Annotated in this window: 13 protein-coding genes and 2 pseudogenes; 5 read left to right on the top strand and 10 right to left on the bottom strand. The window is 42.2% G+C overall.

Going from position 1 to position 22,610, the window contains the following annotated elements:
- Nucleotides 1–102 precede the first annotated feature (102 nt).
- Nucleotides 103–1,503 carry an FAD-dependent oxidoreductase gene (locus P2A85_RS21145; protein ID WP_371119647.1) on the bottom strand — a complete coding sequence of 467 codons (1,401 nt, stop codon included), beginning with the start codon at nt 1,501–1,503 and terminating at the stop codon, nt 103–105.
- An 83-nt stretch (nt 1,504–1,586) separates the two neighbouring features.
- On the bottom strand, nt 1,587–2,261 hold the full coding sequence (gene lipB, locus P2A85_RS21140; RefSeq protein ID WP_377475341.1) for a lipoyl(octanoyl) transferase LipB: 675 nt from the start codon (nt 2,259–2,261) through the stop codon (nt 1,587–1,589).
- A gap of 150 nt (nt 2,262–2,411) precedes the next feature.
- On the opposite strand from lipB, the gene hpf reads away from it, so the two are divergent.
- Nucleotides 2,412–3,065: a ribosome hibernation-promoting factor, HPF/YfiA family gene (gene hpf / locus P2A85_RS21135; protein ID WP_371113992.1), complete on the top strand. Its 654-nt coding sequence runs from the start codon at nt 2,412–2,414 to the stop codon at nt 3,063–3,065.
- Between the two features lie 115 nt (nt 3,066–3,180).
- Here hpf and P2A85_RS21130 read toward each other — a convergent pair whose 3' ends face one another.
- The 6 genes from P2A85_RS21130 to P2A85_RS21105 form a co-directional block, all read right to left on the bottom strand.
- Nucleotides 3,181–3,639, bottom strand: a complete 459-nt coding sequence (locus P2A85_RS21130) for a peroxiredoxin (RefSeq protein ID WP_371113991.1) — start codon at nt 3,637–3,639, stop codon at nt 3,181–3,183.
- Between the two features lie 34 nt (nt 3,640–3,673).
- Nucleotides 3,674–6,691 carry a hypothetical protein gene (locus P2A85_RS21125; protein ID WP_377475340.1) on the bottom strand — a complete coding sequence of 1,006 codons (3,018 nt, stop codon included), beginning with the start codon at nt 6,689–6,691 and terminating at the stop codon, nt 3,674–3,676.
- 16 nt (nt 6,692–6,707) lie between these two features.
- The gene (locus P2A85_RS21120) at nt 6,708–10,337 is read right to left on the bottom strand and encodes an ATP-binding protein (protein ID WP_377475339.1); all 3,630 of its coding nucleotides are present in this window, start codon (nt 10,335–10,337) and stop codon (nt 6,708–6,710) included.
- Complete coding sequence (locus P2A85_RS21115; RefSeq protein ID WP_377475338.1) at nt 10,334–13,354, bottom strand: hypothetical protein; 3,021 nt, start codon at nt 13,352–13,354, stop codon at nt 10,334–10,336. Before P2A85_RS21115 ends, P2A85_RS21120 begins: the two co-directional genes overlap by 4 nt.
- 126 nt (nt 13,355–13,480) lie before the next feature.
- Nucleotides 13,481–13,750 (bottom strand): YciI family protein, encoded by a 270-nt coding sequence (locus P2A85_RS21110; protein ID WP_377475337.1) that lies wholly within the window; start codon nt 13,748–13,750, stop codon nt 13,481–13,483.
- 22 nt (nt 13,751–13,772) lie between these two features.
- Entirely contained in the window at nt 13,773–14,210 is a 438-nt protein-coding gene (locus P2A85_RS21105; protein ID WP_377475336.1) for a DUF29 family protein, read from the bottom strand.
- A 123-nt stretch (nt 14,211–14,333) separates the two neighbouring features.
- Between P2A85_RS21105 and P2A85_RS21100 the strand changes: the two genes are divergently transcribed.
- On the top strand, nt 14,334–14,906 hold the full coding sequence (locus tag P2A85_RS21100) for a Uma2 family endonuclease (protein WP_377475335.1): 573 nt from the start codon (nt 14,334–14,336) through the stop codon (nt 14,904–14,906).
- A gap of 290 nt (nt 14,907–15,196) precedes the next feature.
- Here P2A85_RS21100 and pheT read toward each other — a convergent pair whose 3' ends face one another.
- The gene (gene pheT / locus P2A85_RS21095; protein WP_377475334.1) at nt 15,197–17,644 is read right to left on the bottom strand and encodes a phenylalanine--tRNA ligase subunit beta; all 2,448 of its coding nucleotides are present in this window, start codon (nt 17,642–17,644) and stop codon (nt 15,197–15,199) included.
- 645 nt (nt 17,645–18,289) lie between these two features.
- A pseudogene (locus tag P2A85_RS21090) lies at nt 18,290–18,385 on the bottom strand (transposase); the annotation flags it as partial.
- A 1-nt stretch (nt 18,386) separates the two neighbouring features.
- Between P2A85_RS21090 and P2A85_RS21085 the strand changes: the two are divergent.
- The 3 genes and pseudogenes from P2A85_RS21085 to P2A85_RS21075 form a co-directional block, all read left to right on the top strand.
- Entirely contained in the window at nt 18,387–19,541 is a 1,155-nt protein-coding gene (locus P2A85_RS21085) for an RNA-guided endonuclease InsQ/TnpB family protein (protein ID WP_377475333.1), read from the top strand.
- Between the two features lie 76 nt (nt 19,542–19,617).
- Nucleotides 19,618–21,252 carry a pentapeptide repeat-containing protein gene (locus P2A85_RS21080; RefSeq protein WP_371113984.1) on the top strand — a complete coding sequence of 545 codons (1,635 nt, stop codon included), beginning with the start codon at nt 19,618–19,620 and terminating at the stop codon, nt 21,250–21,252.
- A 134-nt stretch (nt 21,253–21,386) separates the two neighbouring features.
- A pseudogene (locus P2A85_RS21075) lies at nt 21,387–22,559 on the top strand (PAS domain S-box protein); the annotation flags it as partial.
- Nucleotides 22,560–22,610 lie beyond the last annotated feature (51 nt).

Genomic DNA, 22,610 nt, shown 5'->3' with positions numbered 1-22,610 from the left:
ATTCAGATGCTACCGAACTTGATATCAAACCTTTGGCTTCAACTGCAAACTTTTACGCAGAATTGACCAATACAGGATATTCCAGGTTCCTAGCGCAATCAATCACGTCTTTGGTTGATGTGGTTTCGATTGATTCGCCAGTACCTGCTTTAATACCTGCAACAGAATGCGAGGTTGAAATAGTGTGGTAGTAGATTTGAGCATATGCAAAACTTGAAAAAAACTGAGTGTAGTTTGAGGATCGCGCACAGTTAAATGAATGACTTGGTTCATGTACCATCCCATCAACTTTTCCGGGACACTATGAGCCTTGGTGATACCTTGAATGGTAGGGTATTTAGCATCTTGACTCGTAGCGGTAATCCAAGGTTCAGCATTAATTTTTGCCAGTTGTTTCTGAAATGTTTTTGCTAATCCAGTGAGGCTAGGTGAGGGCTGTCGGGCAATTTTTGCCAAGCACGCCTCTAAGGCCTTGACTCCCAATGCGACTACAGTCATGCCTTGAGCATAAATGGGTGTGAAGGAACAAACAGCATCTCCTAAAACCACAAAGCGTTCGGGCTGTCGCTTCAGAGTTTCGTAGTGGCATAACCGATTGCCTGGAGAATGGTAAATTTCAATCGGTGTAGAAGGTTTTGCGTGCTTAATAGCGTTGTAAATCATCGGGCTGGGTAAGTGATCGATCGCATCCAAAAGGGCAGCTTCATCTTTTGAGGGGCGGTGGGGTAAAGTGCCACAGAACCCCAGAATCCAACAGTTATTTTCAATGGGGAACAGGACAGCCATCGAAGTGCGTTCGGGTGGAGAGGCTTGCAGATAAACGGCTTTCCAATCGGATTGAAATCCTGCGGGAATCTCATATGTGCGACCGGTATATCCCATGCCCGCTGTAATCACTGTTTCCTTTGGCACCTCATAGCCCAATGCTTTCAACCATTTGGGGGCTTGTGAACTATAGCCACTGGCATCCACCACAAAATCAGCGAGCAAGGTTTGCTCTTGAGTCTCTCCGTTTTGCTGACGTTGGCGGAATCTCACTCCTGCAATGCTAGTTCCATCAGGAGTGGAAATGAGTTGAGTTACATAAGCTTCCTCCTGGAAATGAAGGTGACTTACTCGTGCTAATCTACGGTAAATTAACCAATCCAAAATGTGGCGGCTAAAAGACAGCACTGTAAATCCAGAGGGGAAACGAGTATTCCAGCCAAAAGGGTTGAGCCATTTCACATCGCTTCCCATATCCAGCGTTACGGCTCCTTGAGCGATTAATTCTGCTTCTAAGCCTGGAAACAAATCTTCGATGATTTGACGACCTCGGCTTAGCAACAGATGAAGTTGAGTGCCTTGAGGAATGCCCCTGCGAGGTTCTGGTTGAAGAGGGAAGCGGTCTCGTTCAATGATTGTCACCTGTTCAAAATAATCAGTCAAAACCCTAGCTGTTAGGAGTCCGGCTATGCTTCCGCCAATGACTACCGCATGACGACCCAAAGCGCAATTTGCCATGATTTCTATTTTTTCATCCTTAAGAACAAGGCGTAACTCAGTGTCTCAAGTTGAGACTGACGAGGGTTTTTGATTTAAATATATTAGACATCTGGCATAAATTCCACCCCAAATACTTCTGCAAACTCCGCCACCACGATCGCCCGAACGCGATCGACCTCAATTCCAGGAATAAACTGCTCCAAACTCCCCACAGGTCGATCGGGAATCCCGCAAGGTACAATTTGCCCAAAACCAGCCAAATCCGGGCAAACATTTAAAGCAAAACCGTGCATAGTAATCCAGCGACTAACCTTAATCCCGATCGCAGCTACTTTGCACCCATCAACCCAAACCCCAGTCATCCCCGGCACCCGCGCCCCCGAAAGCCCCAAAACAGCCAGCACCCTCAGCAGCACCTCCTCCAACTGTCGCAAATACCAGTGCAAATCCTGCTGGTGACGGCGCAAATTCAAAATCGGATAGCCCACCAACTGACCTGGACAATGGTAAGTCACCTCACCGCCTCGCTCGACTCGGTGCAATTCCGGCGTAGTTTCGCCGTCAAATTTCAGAAATTCCAATTTCGCCCCCTGTCCCAAGGTGTACACAGGCGGATGTTCCAGCAAAATCAGCACATCCGGCAAATCTGGATTATCGCGACGCTCTTGCACCAGTTGTTGCTGAGCTTCCCAAGCTTGGGAGTAGGGTACTTGTCCCCAGTCAAGGAGCAAGCAGGATTGAGAATGTAGATGTTGAGGAAAAGAAGGGAAAATCATGAAAAAAATCAAGAGTGTTTTTACTGAAAATTTACCTAGTTAAAATTAAGAATTGTCAACAGATTAAAAAGATTTTCAAGATGAGTGTTTTGTAGAATACAAAGTGCTATTGTATAAACTATACCCACGTTAGAGAAGGGAGGGAGCTCTATGAAGCTTGTTATCCAGGGTAAAAATATAGAAATCACCGATGCGATTCGCGAGTACGTCAATCAAAAAGTGGAAAAGGCGGTTAGCCATTTTCAAAGTTTGACTACAGAAGTGGACATACATCTGTCGGTGGCTCGTAACCCCAGGATTAATCCTAAGCAGACTGCTGAGGTGACAATTTATGCTAATGGAAGCGTAATTCGGGCTGAAGAAAGTACGGAAAGCCTTTATGCCAGTATAGATTTGGTTGCCGACAAAATAGCTCGCCAACTGCGGAAATTTAAGGAAAAACGTCAGGACAACAAAACCACTACCAATGCTAAAACCGTAGCTGTGGTGGATGAACTTCCTGTTGTTGTGGATTTGATAGGCGATCGCACTCCCGAACTTCCAGCCGAGGTGGTACGGACTAAGTATTTTGCCATGCCTCCGATGACTGTGCAAGAAGCTTTAGAACAATTGCAGATTATCGACCACGATTTTTATATGTTCCGCAATGCCGAAACTAACGAAATCAACGTGCTCTACGAACGCAAGAGTCACGGTGGCTATGGAGTAATCCAGCCTCGGAATGCCAACGGTCATACTAATGGTAAAAATGGCAAAACTGCCCACAACGCTGCACCGGAAAAGTCAGGCGCTGCGAAAGGTTAGATAATTGCTATCACCAAAGAGAGGACTCAACTCCTCTCTTTGTCTTACTCTACCTCTTCTCTTCCTCTGTGTTCTCTGCGCTCTCTGCGGTTAAATCATTCCGATCCAATCATATCTAACTTTTAATACCTTCCAAAGTTTTGAGAGACTCTGCAACGTGGGCCTTAAAATCCAACATCGAGTCAAAAATATGCTTGACAACACCTTGTTTATCAATCACATAAGTTACTCGACCGGGCATAATCCATAGTGTAGCAGGAACGCCATATAATTGCCGAACTTTGTTACCAGTATCGCTCAACAACGTAAAAGGTAACTGATATTTAGTAGCGAATTTCTGGTGAGACTGCTGGGAATCATCGCTAATCCCAATTACTTCTGCACCTGCGTCTTTGAAAACTTCATAACTATCACGAAAAGCACAAGCTTCCGCTGTACATCCGGGTGTGTCGTCTTTGGGATAGAAGTAAACGATAACATTTTTTTGACCCCGAAAATCTTTGAGGCTGACTGATGAGCCAGTTTGCGAAGTTAAGGTGAAATCCGGTGCGATGTCTCCTACTTTGACTGTCATATTTGTTTAAGTGAGTTTTGTTGCTTTTTGGTTATTATACAGTCTCAGTTACGCTCAATACTTCTCTTACCTTATTCAAAAAAGCCAGCGCATTAAAAGTAGCACTTCCACCCGCGTGACTTAATTCAGATAAAGCACCAACTGAATTATCGCCAATAATGCGATCGAACGGATCTAGCTTAAGACTGATTTTTTGGCGAGCTTTGTACCGTGAAAAGTGAAAAATTGTGAGATAATGCAGCAAAGTATCTTTGATCATACCATCATAAATCAAACCTTGACGAATATTTTGGTCATCGAGAATTCCCTCATAAATATTCAATAGCGTCGAATAGGAAATCACTCCATTGTAAAAGTTCTTCTCACCTTGCTCCACTTTAATCCCGTTAAACAAATTAAAAAACACAGCCGCTTGCTTGCTCGTATCTGCAAACAAGCTGGTAAGCTGCGTTGTATCTTGAATATAAAAAGATTCTCCTCTATGCTGTTTGGGACTGTGGACGTAGTATTTATCAAAAAATACCGGGTAAATTCTAATATCTTCCCGTTCTCCTTTCAAAATTCTGATGATATCTTTCGACATAAAAAACAATTTATCATCTTCATCATTTTGAGTAATATGCAGCGTACTCATATAAGGTGCTTGCGAGATATATAGAAAATTTCGATAGCCTCGATTGTACAACTGGGTGACAATATCTCCGAGAATTGACGGCTGAGTATAAAGATGCTGAAGACTGTAGTTTTCCGAAAAAGTTTTCAGCATTCCCACCTGAATAGTATCATCTTCTTGACGCCTAATTCCGGTGACTTCGCCAAACAAACAGGCTTTTCTGTCAGCACAATTCCCCCTATTCTTTCTGACATCGCTATCCCTGGTAGATACCGTAATAATCGCTAAATTATCCAACTCAGGAGATAACTGTACATTGTTAAATCGAAACTTTTTAGGCAGTATTGAATACAGTGAACTCAAACCGTTTCGGATTGTCAAACCACTCGGAGTTCCAATGATGCGGAATCCCTTGGAGTTCGATCGGTGTTTTTCGCTCAAAATATGACATAATGTTTTAGAGAAATGTCCCATAAACTTTTCTGAAGGCGAAGGATTCTCGTGGTAGCCTTCATGAAGTCTTATCATCGGGACAAATAAATTATTTGGTAATTTATCTAACAAAATTTGCAGGCAAATATACGACATCAGCGCCACGGCAAACTTATAAACAAAAGCTGCTTGTGGTTTCAAGCCTTTCTGGTTATCTAAGCGTCGGTTGTCGTAGGGAAATACAACGGATTTATTCGGAAAATTTTTATAAAAAACCCCTTTAGAGCGATCGGTTTTAGGAACCCAAACTACTGGTAAAGCCTGCATACCTTTGATATTGTATTCCATGCTAAAACTTTGAGATTCATCAGTTGGAAAATAACGAACATCTTCAATAGTAATATTCAGAGGCAATTGACAAATTGCTCTTATGCTGAGATTCGGCTTTCCCACCGAAATATACTGAAGTGTTTCCTTGGGATTGCGCCCCACAACCTCTTTGAAAAATTTGCCGGTTGTCAAAGTGCGATCGATATTTTCAAGTAGACCTCTTTTAATCAGAATCTGTCGCGGTTCTGTTCTAGGTGGTAAAATAGTTTGATCTAAGATAGATTTTTGCAGCAATTGCTTGAGAGAGTTGATTTTATGAGCGATATTAAACTTCTCAAATCCTTGGATAAAATTGCGAAAAAGTTCTTTTTTAGCATCTTCATCAGAACCCTGCAATATAGAAACTACATTTTTCTCAAATCCTGCGATCGGATTATAATTAAGTTCAGAGTCAGTGTCGTAATTTGGTGCTAGTGGATTGCTGCGAGAGGCAAACACGAAATAATACAAAAATGCTATTTTTAATGCCTTGCGGAAGAAAGTTTCATGATTAGCTGGTTCCTCCAAGGCGGCGAGATGTTCCTCGCTGTCGGGATTTAACAAATTAAGATAGTAGTCGAATACGCGATCGCCTCCACGCGATTGAACAGGATTGCCAAACTTGAGTTTGAGCCCAAAAATAAATTGGCGATCGCCCCCAGCATCATCCGTAGTCTCTCCCAGACTACCTGCTATAATCGGAACGATCGGCAAATAATCGAAAGCTTCCGATCGCGAAAACATATCTCTGTAATTGACCTGAGTTCCCTGATAACTAACCAAGTAATCGCCGTCAGGTTTATTAATATCGCCGATATATGCTTCTATTAACCTCAGACGGCGAATCAAATCTTGCAAATAAATTAAACCGCGCACATTTTCGGTAGTTGAATCGATATTTTCTAAAAGATATTCTAAGTAAGTAATTTTCGCTTCTTTCTTCAATTGTCCCAGAGTTTCCCGATCCACAACTCGCACCAGACGGTGAAAATCAGAAGTTTGATTTTCCACCATTTCATCAAGCAGGGAATTAAGTTCTTCCCGATCGTCTTTATTATCAGTATTTTCAGCAATATAATTCTTTAAACCTGCTTTCAACTCTTCCTGAAAAATATCTGCATTACGGACGATAATAGTTACTTTATGAAACTTTAAAAGTGAATCAACACCAGAATCCAAGCATTCCAAGCTCAGCTTCTGTTTCTGCAAATTATCATAGCATTTACCAAAATCATACTTAAAACCTAACTCACTTCCCTTACCTTTAAAAGACTCTAGCGGACTAATCAAACTAACTACAAATTTGTCAATTGTAATACTATTTCCCACAGCAGATTCTAATTGCTGGCGCAAACAAGCTTGAATTTCCCTAACTTGACTGCGAAAGCGAACCTCAACTTCCGGCAGAAAATTCACCGTAGCAGAATCTGCTTTAATTTCACAAGAACCCAAAGGATTCTGTACTTCTTTGCAACTTGCTACTCCATCGGCTACCGTGTCAATATCTATTAGTAAACGTCTGCGATCAACCGAAACGCTAAATGGGTTTTTCCCCTGCAAAACTTCTAAAATTTTGTCCAGCAAATCGCTATAATCTACCGTTACTAAATCGCTCTCATCCAATCTTAAAACGTTCACCCTGTCACCCCCTAATTCACATTTCCTTAGACAAAACCAAATTGAGTACATTCAACTCATTGGAACTCAAAAGGTACTTATCAGTAAATATCTTTTCCCTAATCTGTTCTAAACTGTAACTTCTAAACACAACAAACGGGAAATCTTGATATTTATCTCCTATAGGCAAAACATTACCAACAGGATACAGCGCCTGAATATATTGAGTCAAGATATTTCTAAAATCTTGATATTTCTGTTCTTCCGGGTTGCTAGCAAAATATTCGCTGAATACTTCCCCAGCAATAAATGCAAACAATGGCAAGGCATAATACCGATCCTTTCGCTGGCTGCTTTGCTCAAATCTTTGTGTTTTGTCAACAGAGTTTGTCAGTTCTTTTACTAACTCCATCGCATCTTTAATCGCAAATTGCAAACTCTCTGAATAAGCACTACCATAACTAATTATCTGCATATTATGCCAAAGTTCACTGTTAACATTTTGGGCTATCTTTGCTAGAGGCATAATATAGGTTTCCTCCAAAGTTTGCGATGCAATCGGTACAACTAACAAACCGCCACTCATGTAGCCAAGTTCAAGGTGATCGAGGTTCAATAACTTCTCAAAACCTTCACTTACTAACTGGGAAAACTGATTGTTGAAAAAATCGCGCTGCGAAAGATATGAAGTTTGGGATTTACCACTAGACTCAACATTATTTCTTAATGTCAAATCAGCTTGACCGAGTAACTCTTCTAGACTATCATAGACCTGTGGTAAATGCACATCGCTCCTATTCTTCCTGTGCTCGCTCTTCAACTTATCGATTAAATTTTTCATTTGGGATGAGAATGTTTCACCAGCCGCAAACACAGACTTACCACCGATGGGTATGATGATAAACTTATCTGAACCAATTTGCCCGCAACCATAAATTCGCGTCATTATAGATGCTTTCAAAACCAACAGAATATTTAAAAGACTCAGTTTACTTTCCTGTATCGATATCTCTTTGTTATCTTCAAAATACACTGCCCGATCGCCTAAATAGAAAATTAATTCTTTGTCCTGATTGTCAATCTCATCCTTTCCGCGCCCCCGATAAATTACCTGAATCAATTCCATCAGGTTTTTCTCTATTTCAAACCTCGGAATCTCAACCAAAATGTGTTTAGCCTTGGGAAAAGATAACCCGCGACTACCAGAAGCAGTCATAAATATTACTTTCGCATCTTTTTTCCATTTTTGAACTAACTCTTTTTCCTCCTCACCAATATCAGCGTGTATTTCTATATAATCTCTTCCTTTTTCAAACTCACCTCGATGCTCTCTAATCTTGTTAATCAAATCACCCAATCTTTGTTTGTCCTGAATATAGACAATCGCTTGTTCAACATCAGAGCGTTTTAATAGAGCTTCTATATCCTGTAAAATTTCGCCTTGTATTGTCTTAGTTAAATCAGTCTCTAGCTTTAGCAAATCATCTTCATTGAATTTACAAGATTCAATGAAAACTTTGTATGTCATGCTTAAACTTTTCGCAGGATATGAGTTAGTGTTGATAACAGTCGCGTCAGTTTCCTTAAACTTAAAATGCTCGACCGATAGTGGCTTATCTGGATTTTTAGCTTTCCGAAAATAGATTTTATCCGGTTCAGCAGAGGTATCGCTTAAGTGTTGGCTAATTACAGCCTTGTCAACGATAGAAGCATCTGCAACAATCACCTTCGTGTTAAATCCGTGAGAATTATCCTTCAATCCATACCTGCCTAGAATATCGTTGATGCCATTTAAGAATTCTACGCCTCCCTCATCTCCTGTAATTTCATCGATCATGATAAACAAATGCTTGATGCGACTGGAGATATCTTTCATGCGATCGGGAAGCACTTCACCTTGCTTTGTGTTGTAAGCATTCCTAAAAATTTTCTCAAAATGTTTGAGTGTATCGCCCGCATCAGTTTTCTTTAAAGATTGAATGGAAACAGTCGCGACAATATTGTTGAAATCTTTAGTATCAATCAGGGTATAAATGGCTTCGCAAATGCTGTTTAGTACGCCCTTAGTATTCCGTCCACCATCTTGAATTAAATTTTCTGTTTGTCTCTTGAGTCGGTCCGATCGCCTATTTTGACGCTTAGTTTCTCTGCTATCTTGAAACTTAACAGTCTGCAATCGAAACTCTCCATGACGCTGATTCGAGAGATACTGGACAGTACATTTATGACCGCTATCTTTAATTAAATCGCTGTAGGTATTAATTGCTAATATTTTATCATTCCATAAATCGTCAGTGCCAGGTTTTCTGAACTTGTCGATAATATCTAGATTCACCTGTTTCCTCGGACTGACATAAAAGAACAGAAATCCATCGTCTACATGATTTGTGAGAAAATTGGCGATCGCAGTCGTCTTCCCAATGCCCGGATTACCAGTTAAAAAGATATAAGTAGCAGCAGATTCTAGAGCTTTTTCAATCAGTTGAGCATGAGCATCCCGGAGTTTCACAGTTCCGCTCAATCCCAACTGCTGAATCAATTCATCCGGCACAATTCCCACGGAATTGACAAAACCCTCAAGTCGCTCTGTGTGACGTACAACATTGATTTTATCTGGCGACATTGCTAATATATCGTCAACCAGGTTTTTTCCGCGATCGAAACTGTGGTAAGCACTCCGCTTGATTTTATTTAAAACTAGCTTGCGAGCATCCGCGATTTCTTCAGGACTCGAATCATGCTTATAAATCGAGTGACAAGTTTTCAAAACATCTAAATTTTCAGGACGGACAGACATAGCGCTAATTCCGCGATCGCTATATCCCACCGCATTAAATATTAGTCGGGAATCATCAGCAAGTATCCCCGTTTCTCGAAGAAATTCATAAAAACTATAAGCATAACCGCCAGCTTGAATTAACTTAGCACTCTCCTTGTCATCATACTTAAAAGCAGTAAAATAACCCTTCAAACCTTCCGAAAACTCAACCTCACAACTTTCAGTATCAATGCGAAGTTGAGAAAACACACTTTTCGATCGCAAATAGTTAATATCTCGTCTCAACGAACGCCTGATAATCTCTAAATAGTTTAGATCCGTAACATCCTCAGATGTCCTCATCGAAAACACCGACAAATCTACACACAGAATCCTAAATTGCCTACGATATCGCAGTAATATTAGAGTGTCCGCTTTTAGAAACTCGCCTGTCTGTGTGTAACGTCCAATATGCTGAGCAATATTTTCAATCTGGTCAAATTGAGACAGAACTTCTCCACACCACTGTCTCTCACCCTTATCGTAAGTGCCAATACTATTATCATCGCAAAAACAGGATTGGTAATATAATATTTCCAAATGTCGTAGTTTATCTGTCTCATTCCAACCTGTAGATTCCAGGTACTCTCGAAAAAAGTTTAAACCTGATAGAAAGCCTTTTTGTAAGAAAAATACACTCCATTTTTCAGCCATCTTCCTTTCCAGAGGACTGGTTATTTTATCAGTGATTTTTCTCAGCATCGTCGGAAACTCTAACTTCTGCAATTCTTGAAGGTATAAGTTGCCAAAGTTATGCTTAATTTGCTTCTCTTTAATGCAAGCAAGAATCCCAATATTAAACCCAACTTCAAACAAATGTCCCAAATCTACTGCTATTTTAGATTTCATGACTGCGTGCCTCCTGCTGGTGTATTTAAAACTTCTTTAACTTTAGTCAAAAACGCCAAAGCATTAAACTCTGCAATTCCTCCCATATGCTTGTACAAAGATAGTTTACCTACAGATTGATCTCCTATCAGGTTTTCGTAAGGATCTAATTTAAAACTAATTTGAGCGTTTTTACCACTTGCTTTTTCGTAGCGAGAAAAGTGAAACAAAGTCAAATACTGCAAAATGTCACTTTTCAGTTGAGTATCGTCAATTAATCCTTGATAAATATGTCTATCGTCCAGTATATCTTTATAGATATTCAACAAAGTAGCATAGGAAATTACACCTCGATAATTGCGTTCTGCCTCTGATCCGACTACCAGCCCATTAAACAGATTAAAAAATACAATGGAGCGCTTGCTTGGGTCTTTTACTAAAGCTGTCAACTCCAGCGTATCTTGAATGTATAAAGAATTTACCACCAATTTTTCTGATAATTTGACTGCATAGTATTTATCAAAAAACATCGGGTAAATCTTGATATCGTCGTAGTTTTCTTTGAAATATGCAATCACATCTTTCGACATGAAAAATAAAGCATCCTCTTTTTGTGTCATGTGCAAGGTGCTAGAATAGGGGGCTTTGGCAATGTAGAGAAAGTGCCTGAATCCCAATTTGTAAACTTTCCCTATTTCATCCCGCACCACAGTAGGTTCTTTAAACATCTGTTCGTGTTCGTAGGTTTCCGAGAAGGTTTTGAGCAATTGTAGCCGGACAGAACCATCTTTTTGACGAATTGCTCCGACAATTTCTCCTTGCAAATTCGACAGTTTTTGCTCGCTATTCCACCTACCATCGCTCTCGCGGCTGGAAACTATAACTATAGCGAGTTTATCCAGTTCTTTTGGGGAATCTAACGGGTTGGCAAAAGTAAACTTTTTAGGCAACACAGAATACAGAGAACTCATTACATTGGGAGCTTTGTATTCTATATTCCTGATATCAATACCTTGAGAATTAGAGCGATGTTCTTCATTGAGTAAATGCGATAACCTTTTAGATAAAGAACGCATGAACTCTTCTACTGGTGAATCTGACTGTTGATTGCTCAGTTGCAGGCGCAGTATGGGAATGAATAATCTACTCTGTTTTCCCAACAACAACTTAAGGCAAGTATAGGCAAGTAAATCGAACGTAAATCGATATACAAAACTTTTTTTTGCATCCCATTTATTGCTAGCTAGACTATAGATGAATTCGACTAGCTTGCGCTGTTGATAAAACCGATTGTATACTGCCGTACACTGCTGCTCATTTGGCCTTAGCAGCACTGGTAGAGCTTTCACACCTGTGACATCATACTCCATACTGAAGCTTTGTAGGTCGTCAGTAGCCAAATAATGAACATCACTAATTTCGATTTTAGCTGTCAGAGTACATAGGGAATTTTCAGTAGCCTTTGCTTGACCAATAGCTATATATTTTAATATTTCTTTGGGCTTGGTTCGTAGTTCAGGCTTAAAGAATGTAGAGTTTGTAGAAATAGTTTTCATACTATCTTCTAAAATGCTTTTTCTGACCGAAATGTGAAGTGGAAATTCTTGCAGTAGATGCTTGTGTTTCAGGATTTTTTGCAGGAGATTCTTGAGACTGTCTATTTTAGAGGCAATATTATATTGTTCAAAACCTTTTTTGATCCCTCGCAATAGTTTTTGCTTTGCTGTTTCATCAGATCCGTTGAAGGTTTTTAATACTTTTTCTTCAAATCCTGGGATTGGATCGTATTCTAAATCTGAGTTAACTGTATAATCTTTTGCTGATGCGTCTTTTCCGGCAAAAACGATGTAGTATAAAAATACTAACTTTAATAGCTTTCTCGCAAAAATTTCTTTTCTAGTAGGGTCAGCAAGTTCGGCTTTGTGTTCCTCACTTTCTGGGTCAAGCAGATTGAGGTAATACTCAAAGACTGTTTTGCCGCCATAGGCTTGAACTGGGTTATTAAACTTAAGCTTGAGTCCAAAAACAAACTGGATATCTCCTTTGTTTTCGTCTTTGGTTTCTCCTAAATATCCTTCTATTTTGGGAATAATTGGCAACATATCAAAGGCTTCAGCACGAGCAAAAGCATCTGCATAGTTCAAGTCAGTGTCGGCATAGTTGACTAAGTAATCGCCGTCGGCATTTTTGACTATATATTCATCAATCTGTTTGAGACGCCGGATGAGGACTTTTAAATAAATTAGACCCTCGGCATTGGATGGGTTATTGCTTGTGCTAATGTTGTCTTGCAGAAATTCTAGATAACATATCTGTGCTTGTTTTTTGAGTTTGCCGATAGTTTCGATATCTACAAATTCTTTGAGTCTGTAGAAATCTGATTTGGCATCTTCTTCTAAATCTTGAAGAATGAAATCTAAGTCTTCGCGCTGGCTCTCACTAGCGCTAGCAAACTGAGATTTGATATAATTCTCTAAGCCTTGTTTTAGCTCGGTGTTAAATGTACTGGTATTTCCAACGGTGATAGTTAGTTTGTGAAATTTTAGCAGTTCTTTGCTGCTAGGATTTTTTGTGATACTTAAGCGCTGCTTTTGCAACCCTGAATAGTTACCAAAGGGATAGCTAAAGTCTAATTTGGCAGAATTACTTTTAAAATGTTGCAAATCTGTAATTAAGTTAGCAACAAACTGTTCGATATTAAGCTGTTGATTTTGTTGCTGAATTGCTGACTCTAGCCGAGCTTTTAAACTATTTTTAATTTTGGTAATTTGACCTGGAAAGCGTTCTCTGAAACCGGGAGTAAAGTTGACTGTGGCGGTACTAGCACCGCGTTCGGAAGCACCTAAAGGATTTTCTACTCCCAAACCTGCGACTGCTTCGGCGATGCTGTCAATGTCGATGATTAGCCGATCGCCATTACCATGTATTTTAAATGGATTCTGAGTCTGCGGCTTCTCTAAAATTGCTAAAATCTTGTCCAATAAGTCACCACAGTCAACCGCAACTAAATCCCCGTCTACCGTTCTTAGGGTATTCACTCTGCAACCTCCTCGCACCGCTTGATAACTTATGCAATTGGGCTATGATAGCCCAGATTGATTTATTCGTCAAGTAAGTTTATTTTTGTACCGACTTGCGAAATCATTACTAAATTCCATAGAGGTTCAAAATGCTTGAATCCACTCTTTCACATCGTATTCAGTCCAAACCTGATTCACCCAATAAGGATCGGCCTCAACTAATTGTCGCACAGTCGCCTCGTTTTCGGCTTCGTAAATTGCAAAAACTTTGGTTAAATCTTTGGTAGGTCCGATCGCAATTAACACTCCCGATTCCTTCTGCTTAGCCAATCCTGCTAAATGAGCGTCTCGAAACGGAGCACGTTTTTCTAGGACATCTTCGCAGTAACTTCCCCACATCACATATTTGGTCATATCTGTCAACCTATTGAACAATCTAAATTTCCGGCTGTTTATCTACAATCAATGCGATCGCCATTTTCATAATATCATCTCGGTTCACCATCTTGGCAATTTCTTCGACATCATAGATTCCTTCAAAAGCTTCTAAAGCCGCCGACTTCAACGCAGATTCATAGGCATCCTCCAAAGTCTCGACTAATTCCTCCTCTGTGAGATAAGTGCCTTTCGCTTTATGTCGCTTGTTGGTGCGTTGGATTTGCTTGACTGAATTGAATATCGAAGTTTCCCAAGACTTAGTAGTACGGTTTTCAGCAACTTTTTTAATCAGATGCAGTAGCACAATAATGCCATAACTGAAAATTTTGTTAAGCTTGTCGGACTTGCTCATTTCCTCTAATTCTGCGACTAATACTAAAGCCTCTGCAACTTTGCCTCGGTGTAGCAACTCCTTCAACTCCATTAATTCTTCCATAAAATTTCATGTTGTTATCATTTAATATATTATACTAAAGTCCGGCGGTTAGAAACCGCGTCTACACAAACAAAACCCACCTCCGTGGGTTATAATATTGTTAAATTCATAGAGGAGAAAACTATGACTTTATTAGACATTCGCCTGTTGACGGTTCAAGAATATCACCTAATGGCGGAAATTGGGATTCTTGATGAAGATGAACGAGTAGAATTATTGGCTGGACAGATAGTTAAGATGGCAGCAAAAGGAACAGCACATGGTGCAGGAGTGAAACGGACTGTAGAGCTATTGCAGAACCTTTTAGGGAGGTTAGTATTAATAAGTGTACAAGATCCTGTTCGGTTAAATGATAACTCGGAACCGGAACCTGATATTGCTCTACTTATACCAGATCCACTTTACTATGAAGACCATCATCCAACTCCTTCTGAAGTTTATCTGATTATTGAGGTTGCTGATACTACGTTGAGGACAGATTTGGGGATTAAAGCGACAATTTATGCTCAGTCAGGAATTGCAGATTATTGGGTTTTGGATGTTAATAATCGCCAACTTCATGTATTTCGAGAACCTACTCAGGATGGTTATCAAAGTATAGCAGTTCTTGGGGATGATGCGAGTATTTCTCCTCTGCAATTTCCTGATATTTCTTTTGCTGTGCGAGATATGTTGCGGCCTTTAATTACGATTTAAACCTCCCGGCGGTTGGAAACCGCGTCTACATAAACAAAACCCACCTCCGTGGGTTCAAGAAGCCCCGGCGGTTGGAAACCGCGTCTACACAAACAAAACCCACCTCCGTGGGTTCAAGAAGCCCCGGCGGTTGGAAACCGCGTCTACACAAACAAAACCCACCTCCGTGGGTTCAAGAAGCCCCGGCGGTTGGAAACCGCGTCTACACAAACAAAACCCACCTCCGTGGGTTCAAGAAAGTTCCCAGGTAGAGTCTGGGAACCAGTTAATAGCTGCGGAGGCGGGCTATTTTAGCTTCTCAAGCTAACGCCGAATTTCTCGACTAAAACATCGCGCACTTTTTGTTGGGCTGGTTCGACATCGGTGTCGCTTAATGTTCGATCGCCTGCGCGATATACTAACCTAAAAGCTAAACTGCGTTGACCCGCCGGCACGTTGTCGCCACGATATTCGTCGAACAATTCCACCGAATCTAGTAAGTTACCGGCGGCTTTTTTCATGGCGCTTTGCATATCGACAACTGCAAATTCAATGGGTGCGAAAAATGCAATGTCTCTGTCAGAAGCGGGGAAACTGGAATAACTGGTGAATTTGCTAGGGGCCTTGTGCGATCGCTCCAAATTAGCTACCAGCACTGCCAAATCTAATTGAAACACATAAACCTGCTCTGGCAAATCTTTTTCTTGCTGCAATTGCGGGTGTAACTGTCCAAAAATCCCCAAAGGTTTCCCGTTTAAGGATAATGCAGCCGTGCGCCCTGGATGCAAGCGAGAATTAGAGGAATCACTAGCATATTCGACTACCAAACCCAATTGTTGAAAGGTACTTTCTAGAATACCTTTGGCCTCAAACCAAGTCAAAGGGCGATCGCGCCCGGATTGTTGCCATTTCCACACTGTTGGGTCGCCTCCAATAATCCCGGCAACTGCGTCTGCTTCCTTCATGGCATCCCCTTCTTTCCAGAAAATGCGCCCGACTTCAAAACCGTTGAGTGCGCCGTTTCCTTGCTCCAAATTGTAGGCGAAAGCATCTATTAAACCCGACAACATTTCTGTCCGTAAAGCTGAATACTCGACAAACAGGGGATTTGCTAAAACCACCTGATCTTCTCCCTCAGTTTTCACTAAAGAATAGTGCATCAATTCTGTCAAACCGGCCGCCCGAAAAGCCGATCGCACATTCCGAATTGCCGCGTATTCTGGTGACAGATAACCTGGTTCCGTTTTGCTGGGTAAAGTCTCGCAGAAATTGTCATAACCGTGAAGTCTGGCAACTTCTTCAATTAAATCAATTTCCCTTTCTAAATCCCGGTAGCGGTAAGGTGGAACTGCCACTGTAAATACCCGTTTTTTCTGTGCCGGAACCACTTCGCATCCCAAAGCGGTGAGAATGTTTTTTACTTCTTGCGGTTCCAAATATTCAGAACCACCTGTTTGGCCTCTTTTTAATTTGCCTAAAACTAGATTTACGCGATCGAGACGCAATTCGAGAGTCCGGGAAAAACTCACATCATCCCCACCAGAATTCGCCGTTTTCTGTGCTGTGGCAACGCCTCCCGCCAACTCCAAAATTAGGGATAGGGCGCGGTTGCAAGCTGTCGCCAAGGCTGCTTGATTCACTCCCCGTTCGTAGCGAATCGAAGACTCGCTTCGCAGGCCTTGAGCGCGCGCTGAACGGCGAATTGTGGCTTGGTCAAAAATTGCTGCTTCTAAGATTAAGTTTTGGGTGCCGTCGTGCACTTCGGTTTCTTCGCCACCCATGACACCAGCTAAAGCTACGGGTTTGTCGCTAGCAGTAATTAGCAAATTTTGCGATCGCAAATTGCGGTTTTGTCCGTCCAAGGTTTTGAAGGATTCGCCTGTTTTGGCAAACCGGACACCGATGTTGATATCTGGATTGCCGGTGAAGGATTGCAGGCGATCGCGATCGAAAGCGTGCAACGGCTGACCCCATTCCAGTAAAATGTAATTAGTGACGTCAACCACATTATTAATCGGCCGCACTCCCGCCGCCTGCAACCGCTGCTGCAACCAAGCTGGGGACGGTGCAATTTTCACTCCTGCTATGGCCGTCCCGGTGTAAATCGGGCAGCCTTCTGACTCCGATATTTCTACTGTTAAATTAGGGCTGTCTGTTCCCTGAATTGCCACATCCGCTGCTGCGGGAATTCTCAACTTTGCCCCTGTCAGCGCCGCCACTTCCCGCGCCACACCAACCATGCTCAAAGCATCAGCACGATTCGCCGTTGCTGTCAAGTCTAAAATGACATCATCTAAACCTAAAAGGGGGCGAATATCACTGCCCAATTCTGGGTTTTCTAAGTCAAAGATGTGAATTCCTGCCGATTCTTTGGATAGTCCCAATTCTGCTAAGGAACAAATCATGCCTGCGGAGGGAACACCCCGCAATTTTGCGGGTTTAATTTTTAAATCTATCTGAGATAAAAAAGTCCCGACTACCGCGACGGGTACGTAAATGTCTGCCCTAGCGTTGGGTGCGCCACAAACAATATTTAAAGCTTCTGGTTGGCCGACATCTACTTGACAAACTCTCAACTTGTCTGCATTGGGATGTTGTTCGATCGCCACTATTTTACCCAAAACCACGCCCTGTGCCCAAGTACGTCGGTCTTCGATCTCTTCTACTTCAAATCCTGCCATGGTCAGAGTTTCGGCTAGTTCTTCCGGGGCGATCGCCACATCCACCAATTCCCGCAGCCAATTTAGAGAAATACGCATAGTTTAGTTAGTAGTCATTAGTTCTTAGTCATTAGTCCCTAGGAATTATCAAAATTTCTGACGCATACCTAATAGACATCTGGCAACAAGCCAGTCTTGAACAGACACGATGCCTGTTCCACAATAATTATAGGAGATGTCTCATGACTAATGCCTTCTGCATTCTACCTTCTGGCGAATACCGTTGGATAACTGTGTAGCCCCTGAATCAATCCTCGGCTCTCATTACCATAATTATTGAATATTGTCAATGTTTTTGAGCGACATATCATAAAAAATGATAAATTTCCCCAAAGTGAGATAGATATTGGCGGATGAGTAACATTCTCATGCCAGAGAATGAGGTATGCTAGAGATATCGAAAAGTGCAAACACTACCTAAGTTTAGAAAGACTTTACACAAAAAAGATAGCTTTAGCAAGCCTTTAAACTATCTTCCAGGATAATCAACTCAAAAAACTCACAGCAGCGAGATGGTAAAAAAAGGGAAAAGATAGCAGCCTAAAAGACTTAGGTGTAATTCTAATTCGCGATCGGACCCACAGCCCTGGGCAACTGAGAGATAAGTATTTCTAGCAGAAGCAGGAACCGGGGATTTGTGCCCCGCGCCCATGACCAAGAAAATGGGATACAAGCCCCGTCCTTTTAGGACGGCTTTTCTTGATTTCTAATATACTCCTTCAAGACCTCCAAAGGTTCGCCGCCAACGGAAACGGCAAAATAACTAGGACTCCACACAGCCATGAAAGCAAGATATCGCTACAGATTTTACCCAACCAGCCAACAGCAGCAGAACCTAGCTCAACTTTTTGGCTGTGTGCGGGTAGTCTGGAACGATGCTCTTGCCCTGTGCAAGCAGTCTAAGAAAAAGCCGAGTTCAGCGGATTTGCAAAAAATCGTCATTACCCAAGCCAAGAATACTGAGGAAAGGGTTTGGCTAGGAGATGTGTCGTGCGTTCCACTGCAACAATCGGTTGCCGATTTAGATGTTGCTTTCAAGAACTTTTTCAACTCCTGCAAGGGGAAAAGAAAAGGACGCAAAGTTGGATATCCTAAGTTCAAGAAAAGGACTAACAGCCAATCGGCACGTTTTAGAGTTGGAGGGTTTTCTTTAAAAGGTGATGGAATTTATCTAGCTAAGATTGGAATTGTCAATCCAATATGGTCAAGGAAATTGCCATCTGAACCTAGTTCGGTCACGGTAACTAAGGATTGTGCAAACCGTTATTTCTTGAGCTTTGTAGTAGAGCTTCAACCTGAATTGGTTGAAGCTAAAAACCCCAGTATCGGAATCGACCTAGGAATCAAAACTTTCGCAGTAATGAGTAATGGCGATCGAGCCGAAAGTCCTAGCTATAAAAAGTTAGACCGGAAAGTTCGTAAACTACAACGCAAGTTAGCACGTCAACCAAAAGATTCTAGGAGAAGAAATGTAACTCGAATTAGAATCGCTAAGCTGCACAATCAAATTGCCGATACTCGCAAAGACGAACTGCACAAATTTTCAACCAAAATAGTCAACGAAAACCAAGTGATTGTTTTGGAAGACCTCAATGTGTCTGGCATGGTCAAGAATCGGAAACTTTCTCGTGCAATCAGCCAGCAGGGGTGGTACGAATTTAGAACGCTTTGCGAGGCTAAATCTGAGAAGTTTGGCAGGGAGTTCAAGGTGATTAGTAGGTGGGAGCCTACCAGTCAAGTTTGTTCAGGCTGTGGATTTAAGTGGGGCAAAATCGATTTATCTATTCGCTCGATACTTTGTTTGAGTTGTGGCACGCTCGCAGATAGAGATGAAAACGCCGCTAGGAATATAGAAATGGTCGGCATGGGGCATCGGCACGACCTTAAATGTACGGTGAGACAGAGTAAGACTATCAAAGGTAGCATCAGTCGATGAAGCGTAAAGAATCCCCACGCGTTTACGCCGGGGAGTATGTCAATAGATGAGAAAAACATAGGCACTGTCAATCAACATGAGCTACTGCGTAAATCCCGGCTGTCCACATCCTCAAAATCCACCTGACTCGATCGTTCAGTGTCAGGCCTGCGGTGCGCGATTGCTGCTGCGTGCTCGGTATCAAGTAATTCAACCATTAGGACAAGGAGGATTTGGGGCAACATTTCTGGCAAAAGATATATCTTTGCCCGGTCAGCCGAGTTGCGTAGTCAAGCAACTGCGACCCAGCAGTACGTCGCCACGAGTTCTAGAAATGGCGCGGGAATTATTTAAGCGAGAGGCAAAAACCCTAGGCAAACTGGGCGATCACCCCCAAGTACCCAGGCTGCTAGATTACTTTGAGGCAGAACAACAATTTTTTTTGGTTCAAGAGTATGTTAAAGGCTCGACTTTAAAACAAGAAGTCAAACAATCGGGTCGTTTAAATGAATCAGATGTTAAAAATTTTCTCTTGGAAATTCTGCCAGTAGTGCAATATATCCACAGCCAAGGAGTAATTCACCGGGACATAAAACCCGCGAATATTATTCGCCGAGTTCAAGACAACCACTTGGTGTTAATTGATTTTGGAGCAGTCAAAGATCAAGTCAGCCAAACATTATTATTAGACCCCACCGACCAAAGCGCCAACACCAAATTTTCCGTGGGGACCTTTAGTTTTGCGCCGCCGGAACAAATGGCAATGCGACCAGTATTTGCCAGCGATATCTACGCCTTGGGCATGACTTGTCTGTACTTGCTGACAGCAAAATCGCCCAAAGATTTAGATTTCGATGGAGTCACCGGCGAAATTGTGTGGCAGCATCACGTTCACCTCAGTGCCAGTTTCGCGCGGATTCTGGAAAAAATGCTGAAACCGATGGTGGGACACCGCTTCCAATCAGCAGCCGATGTCCTCAGAGCTCTGAATGGTCAATTTGAAGACCCAACCCTTCTCGATGGCTTAGCGACTCAATTCAACGGCAATAATGGCACTGTTGAAGAACCGACCATATTTAATGATGAGGGTTCTTCCTGGCCTTCCTCCAAGACTAACAAGACTAAAATTAATCGGGGATCGAAGCCGGGGCCCGCCGGTAGAAGTTCCCTGAATCCATCCGGGAACACGGGGATGCAGCCGAGAGTTTCGCGCACTCTGGCTGAGTCCGGCAGAACCTTCGGCACAGTGGGACATTCTAGTGGCAATTTAGCAGCGCCAAAGTTACCGAAAGTCACTCCCAAGTGGGATAGTAACAGCGTGCGATCGGCATATTTTAAAGGCAAGCGCGATTTTGCCGACAGCGAACTGTCTGGTCTGCAACTACAAAAAGCGCAGTTGGCGGGGGGAAATTTTTATCAGGCAAAACTGGTGAAAACTAATTTGCAAGCAGCAGATTTGTCGGGGGCAAATTTGGGTCACGCGAGATTGATCGGGGCGAATCTGCGAGATGCTAATTTGACTGAAGCTTATTGCAGTACGGCTAATTTTGAAGGGGCTGATTTCCGAGGTGCGGACTTGACGGGGGCTTATTTGAGCAAGGCGAATTTGCGGGGGGCAAATTTATCGGGGGCGAATCTGACTAACGCTACAGTTAGTGAAGAACAATTGGCCATGGCAAAGACGAATTGGATGACTATTAAACCCGATGGTAAGCGAGGTTTTGGATTTTAAGAAGTCATTTGTTATTGGGAATTGGGAATTGGGAATTGGGCAACCCCCCCTAGCCCCCCAAGGGGGGAATTGGGAATTGGGAATTGAAACTGACAACTAAAGACTAAAAATCAATCACAAATAACCAATAACAAATGGCCAATGCTAAATCAGTTCCAGGACTAACGGTTTATGAGGTGTGGCGCGATCGCTTTCTTCGAGACAGGCTACGCCCTACTGTGCAGATTGCTATTTTTTTTGTTTTAACAATTATTATCTATTTTTTCGGTGAAGCCCTCTTGGCTCCCCAGGAGTTTAAAGCTGTTTATCTGTACACGAGTTTTGCTGTAGAGTTAGGTTTAATCACTTGCTTGGTTTTGCAAAAAACTGCGATCGGACAGCGTTACCCTGGTTTGCTATTTTTGGGTTTTTCCTGGTCTTTGACTGTAGTTGTACAGCTTGGATTAGCTTTCGCAAGAGTGGGAGACTTACCGATTTTAACCTGGAGTTTAGCATTTCTAACCCAGGCTACGCTCATGCCTGTACGTTGGCCTCTGCACCTGATTTCTCAACTCGGTGTTTTGTTGTGCCACATCGGGATAAATTTGGTTTTAAACCTGAGTTTTGCTAGGTATACTCCGTTTCGGATGAGCGGCTTTTACTTGTATTTATTTTGGTTTTGTTTTATTTGTGACTTGTCAGTTTACTGGTACGAAAATCTCCAGAAAACTGAGTTTAGCACACGCCGAGAGTTGCAATCTGCTTATCAACAATTGGAGGTGGCGGAAGCGAAGTATCGCAGTATTTTTGAAAATGCTGGTGAGGGTATTTTTCAAAGCACTCCCGATGGCCGCTATATTACGGCTAATCCAGCTTTGGCGAAGATTTATGGGTGCGATTCACCATCGGAGGTGACGGCCAAATTTACTGATATCGGGCATCAGTTGTATCTCGATCGCGATCGCAGGAGTCAGTTTGTGCGAGCGATCGAGGAAAACGGCAGAGTGTCGGATTTTGAGTCTCAAATTTATCGCTCAGATGGGAGCATTGTCTGGATTTCTGAGAATGCTAGGGCGGTGTTCGATAGCAGTGGCTCTGTGGTTTATTATGAAGGTTCCATTCAGGATATCACCCAGCGAAAACAGGCGCAATCAGCTCTTCGGCTCTTTGTTCACGCTCTTTCTCACGATTTGCGCAACCCTGTTGCGGGAATGTTAATGGTTTTGCAAAATTGGCAAAAAAAATCTGATAAATCTATAGAAATTCCTCGTTCAGTTTTGGAGCGGATGATTAAAGGTAGCGAGCACCAATTGCGGTTAATCGATTCTTTCCGATGTCAACGGATTTGATATTACCCACTCCGGTAAAATTTCCAGGAT

Origin of the sequence: Microcoleus anatoxicus (assembly GCF_042465725.1) — a bacterium.
GTDB lineage: Bacteria > Cyanobacteriota > Cyanobacteriia > Cyanobacteriales > Microcoleaceae > Microcoleus > Microcoleus anatoxicus.
Note: the sequence above shows the minus strand (reverse complement) of the source record. Positions and strands in the feature narration are given on the sequence as shown.

Excerpts from the sequence above, each read along its gene's own strand:
- hpf (WP_371113992.1), top strand. The coding sequence starts at position 2,412 with ATGAAGCTTGTTATCCAGGGTAAAAATATAGAAATCACCGATGCGATT.
- P2A85_RS21145 (WP_371119647.1), bottom strand. The coding sequence starts at position 1,503 with ATGGCAAATTGCGCTTTGGGTCGTCATGCGGTAGTCATTGGCGGAAGC.
- P2A85_RS21080 (WP_371113984.1), top strand. The coding sequence starts at position 19,618 with ATGAGCTACTGCGTAAATCCCGGCTGTCCACATCCTCAAAATCCACCT.
- P2A85_RS21130 (WP_371113991.1), bottom strand. The coding sequence starts at position 3,639 with ATGACAGTCAAAGTAGGAGACATCGCACCGGATTTCACCTTAACTTCG.
- P2A85_RS21100 (WP_377475335.1), top strand. The coding sequence starts at position 14,334 with ATGACTTTATTAGACATTCGCCTGTTGACGGTTCAAGAATATCACCTA.
- P2A85_RS21120 (WP_377475339.1), bottom strand. The coding sequence starts at position 10,337 with ATGAAATCTAAAATAGCAGTAGATTTGGGACATTTGTTTGAAGTTGGG.
- pheT (WP_377475334.1), bottom strand. The coding sequence starts at position 17,644 with ATGCGTATTTCTCTAAATTGGCTGCGGGAATTGGTGGATGTGGCGATC.
- lipB (WP_377475341.1), bottom strand. The coding sequence starts at position 2,261 with ATGATTTTCCCTTCTTTTCCTCAACATCTACATTCTCAATCCTGCTTG.
- P2A85_RS21085 (WP_377475333.1), top strand. The coding sequence starts at position 18,387 with ATGAAAGCAAGATATCGCTACAGATTTTACCCAACCAGCCAACAGCAG.
- P2A85_RS21110 (WP_377475337.1), bottom strand. The coding sequence starts at position 13,750 with ATGACCAAATATGTGATGTGGGGAAGTTACTGCGAAGATGTCCTAGAA.
- P2A85_RS21105 (WP_377475336.1), bottom strand. The coding sequence starts at position 14,210 with ATGGAAGAATTAATGGAGTTGAAGGAGTTGCTACACCGAGGCAAAGTT.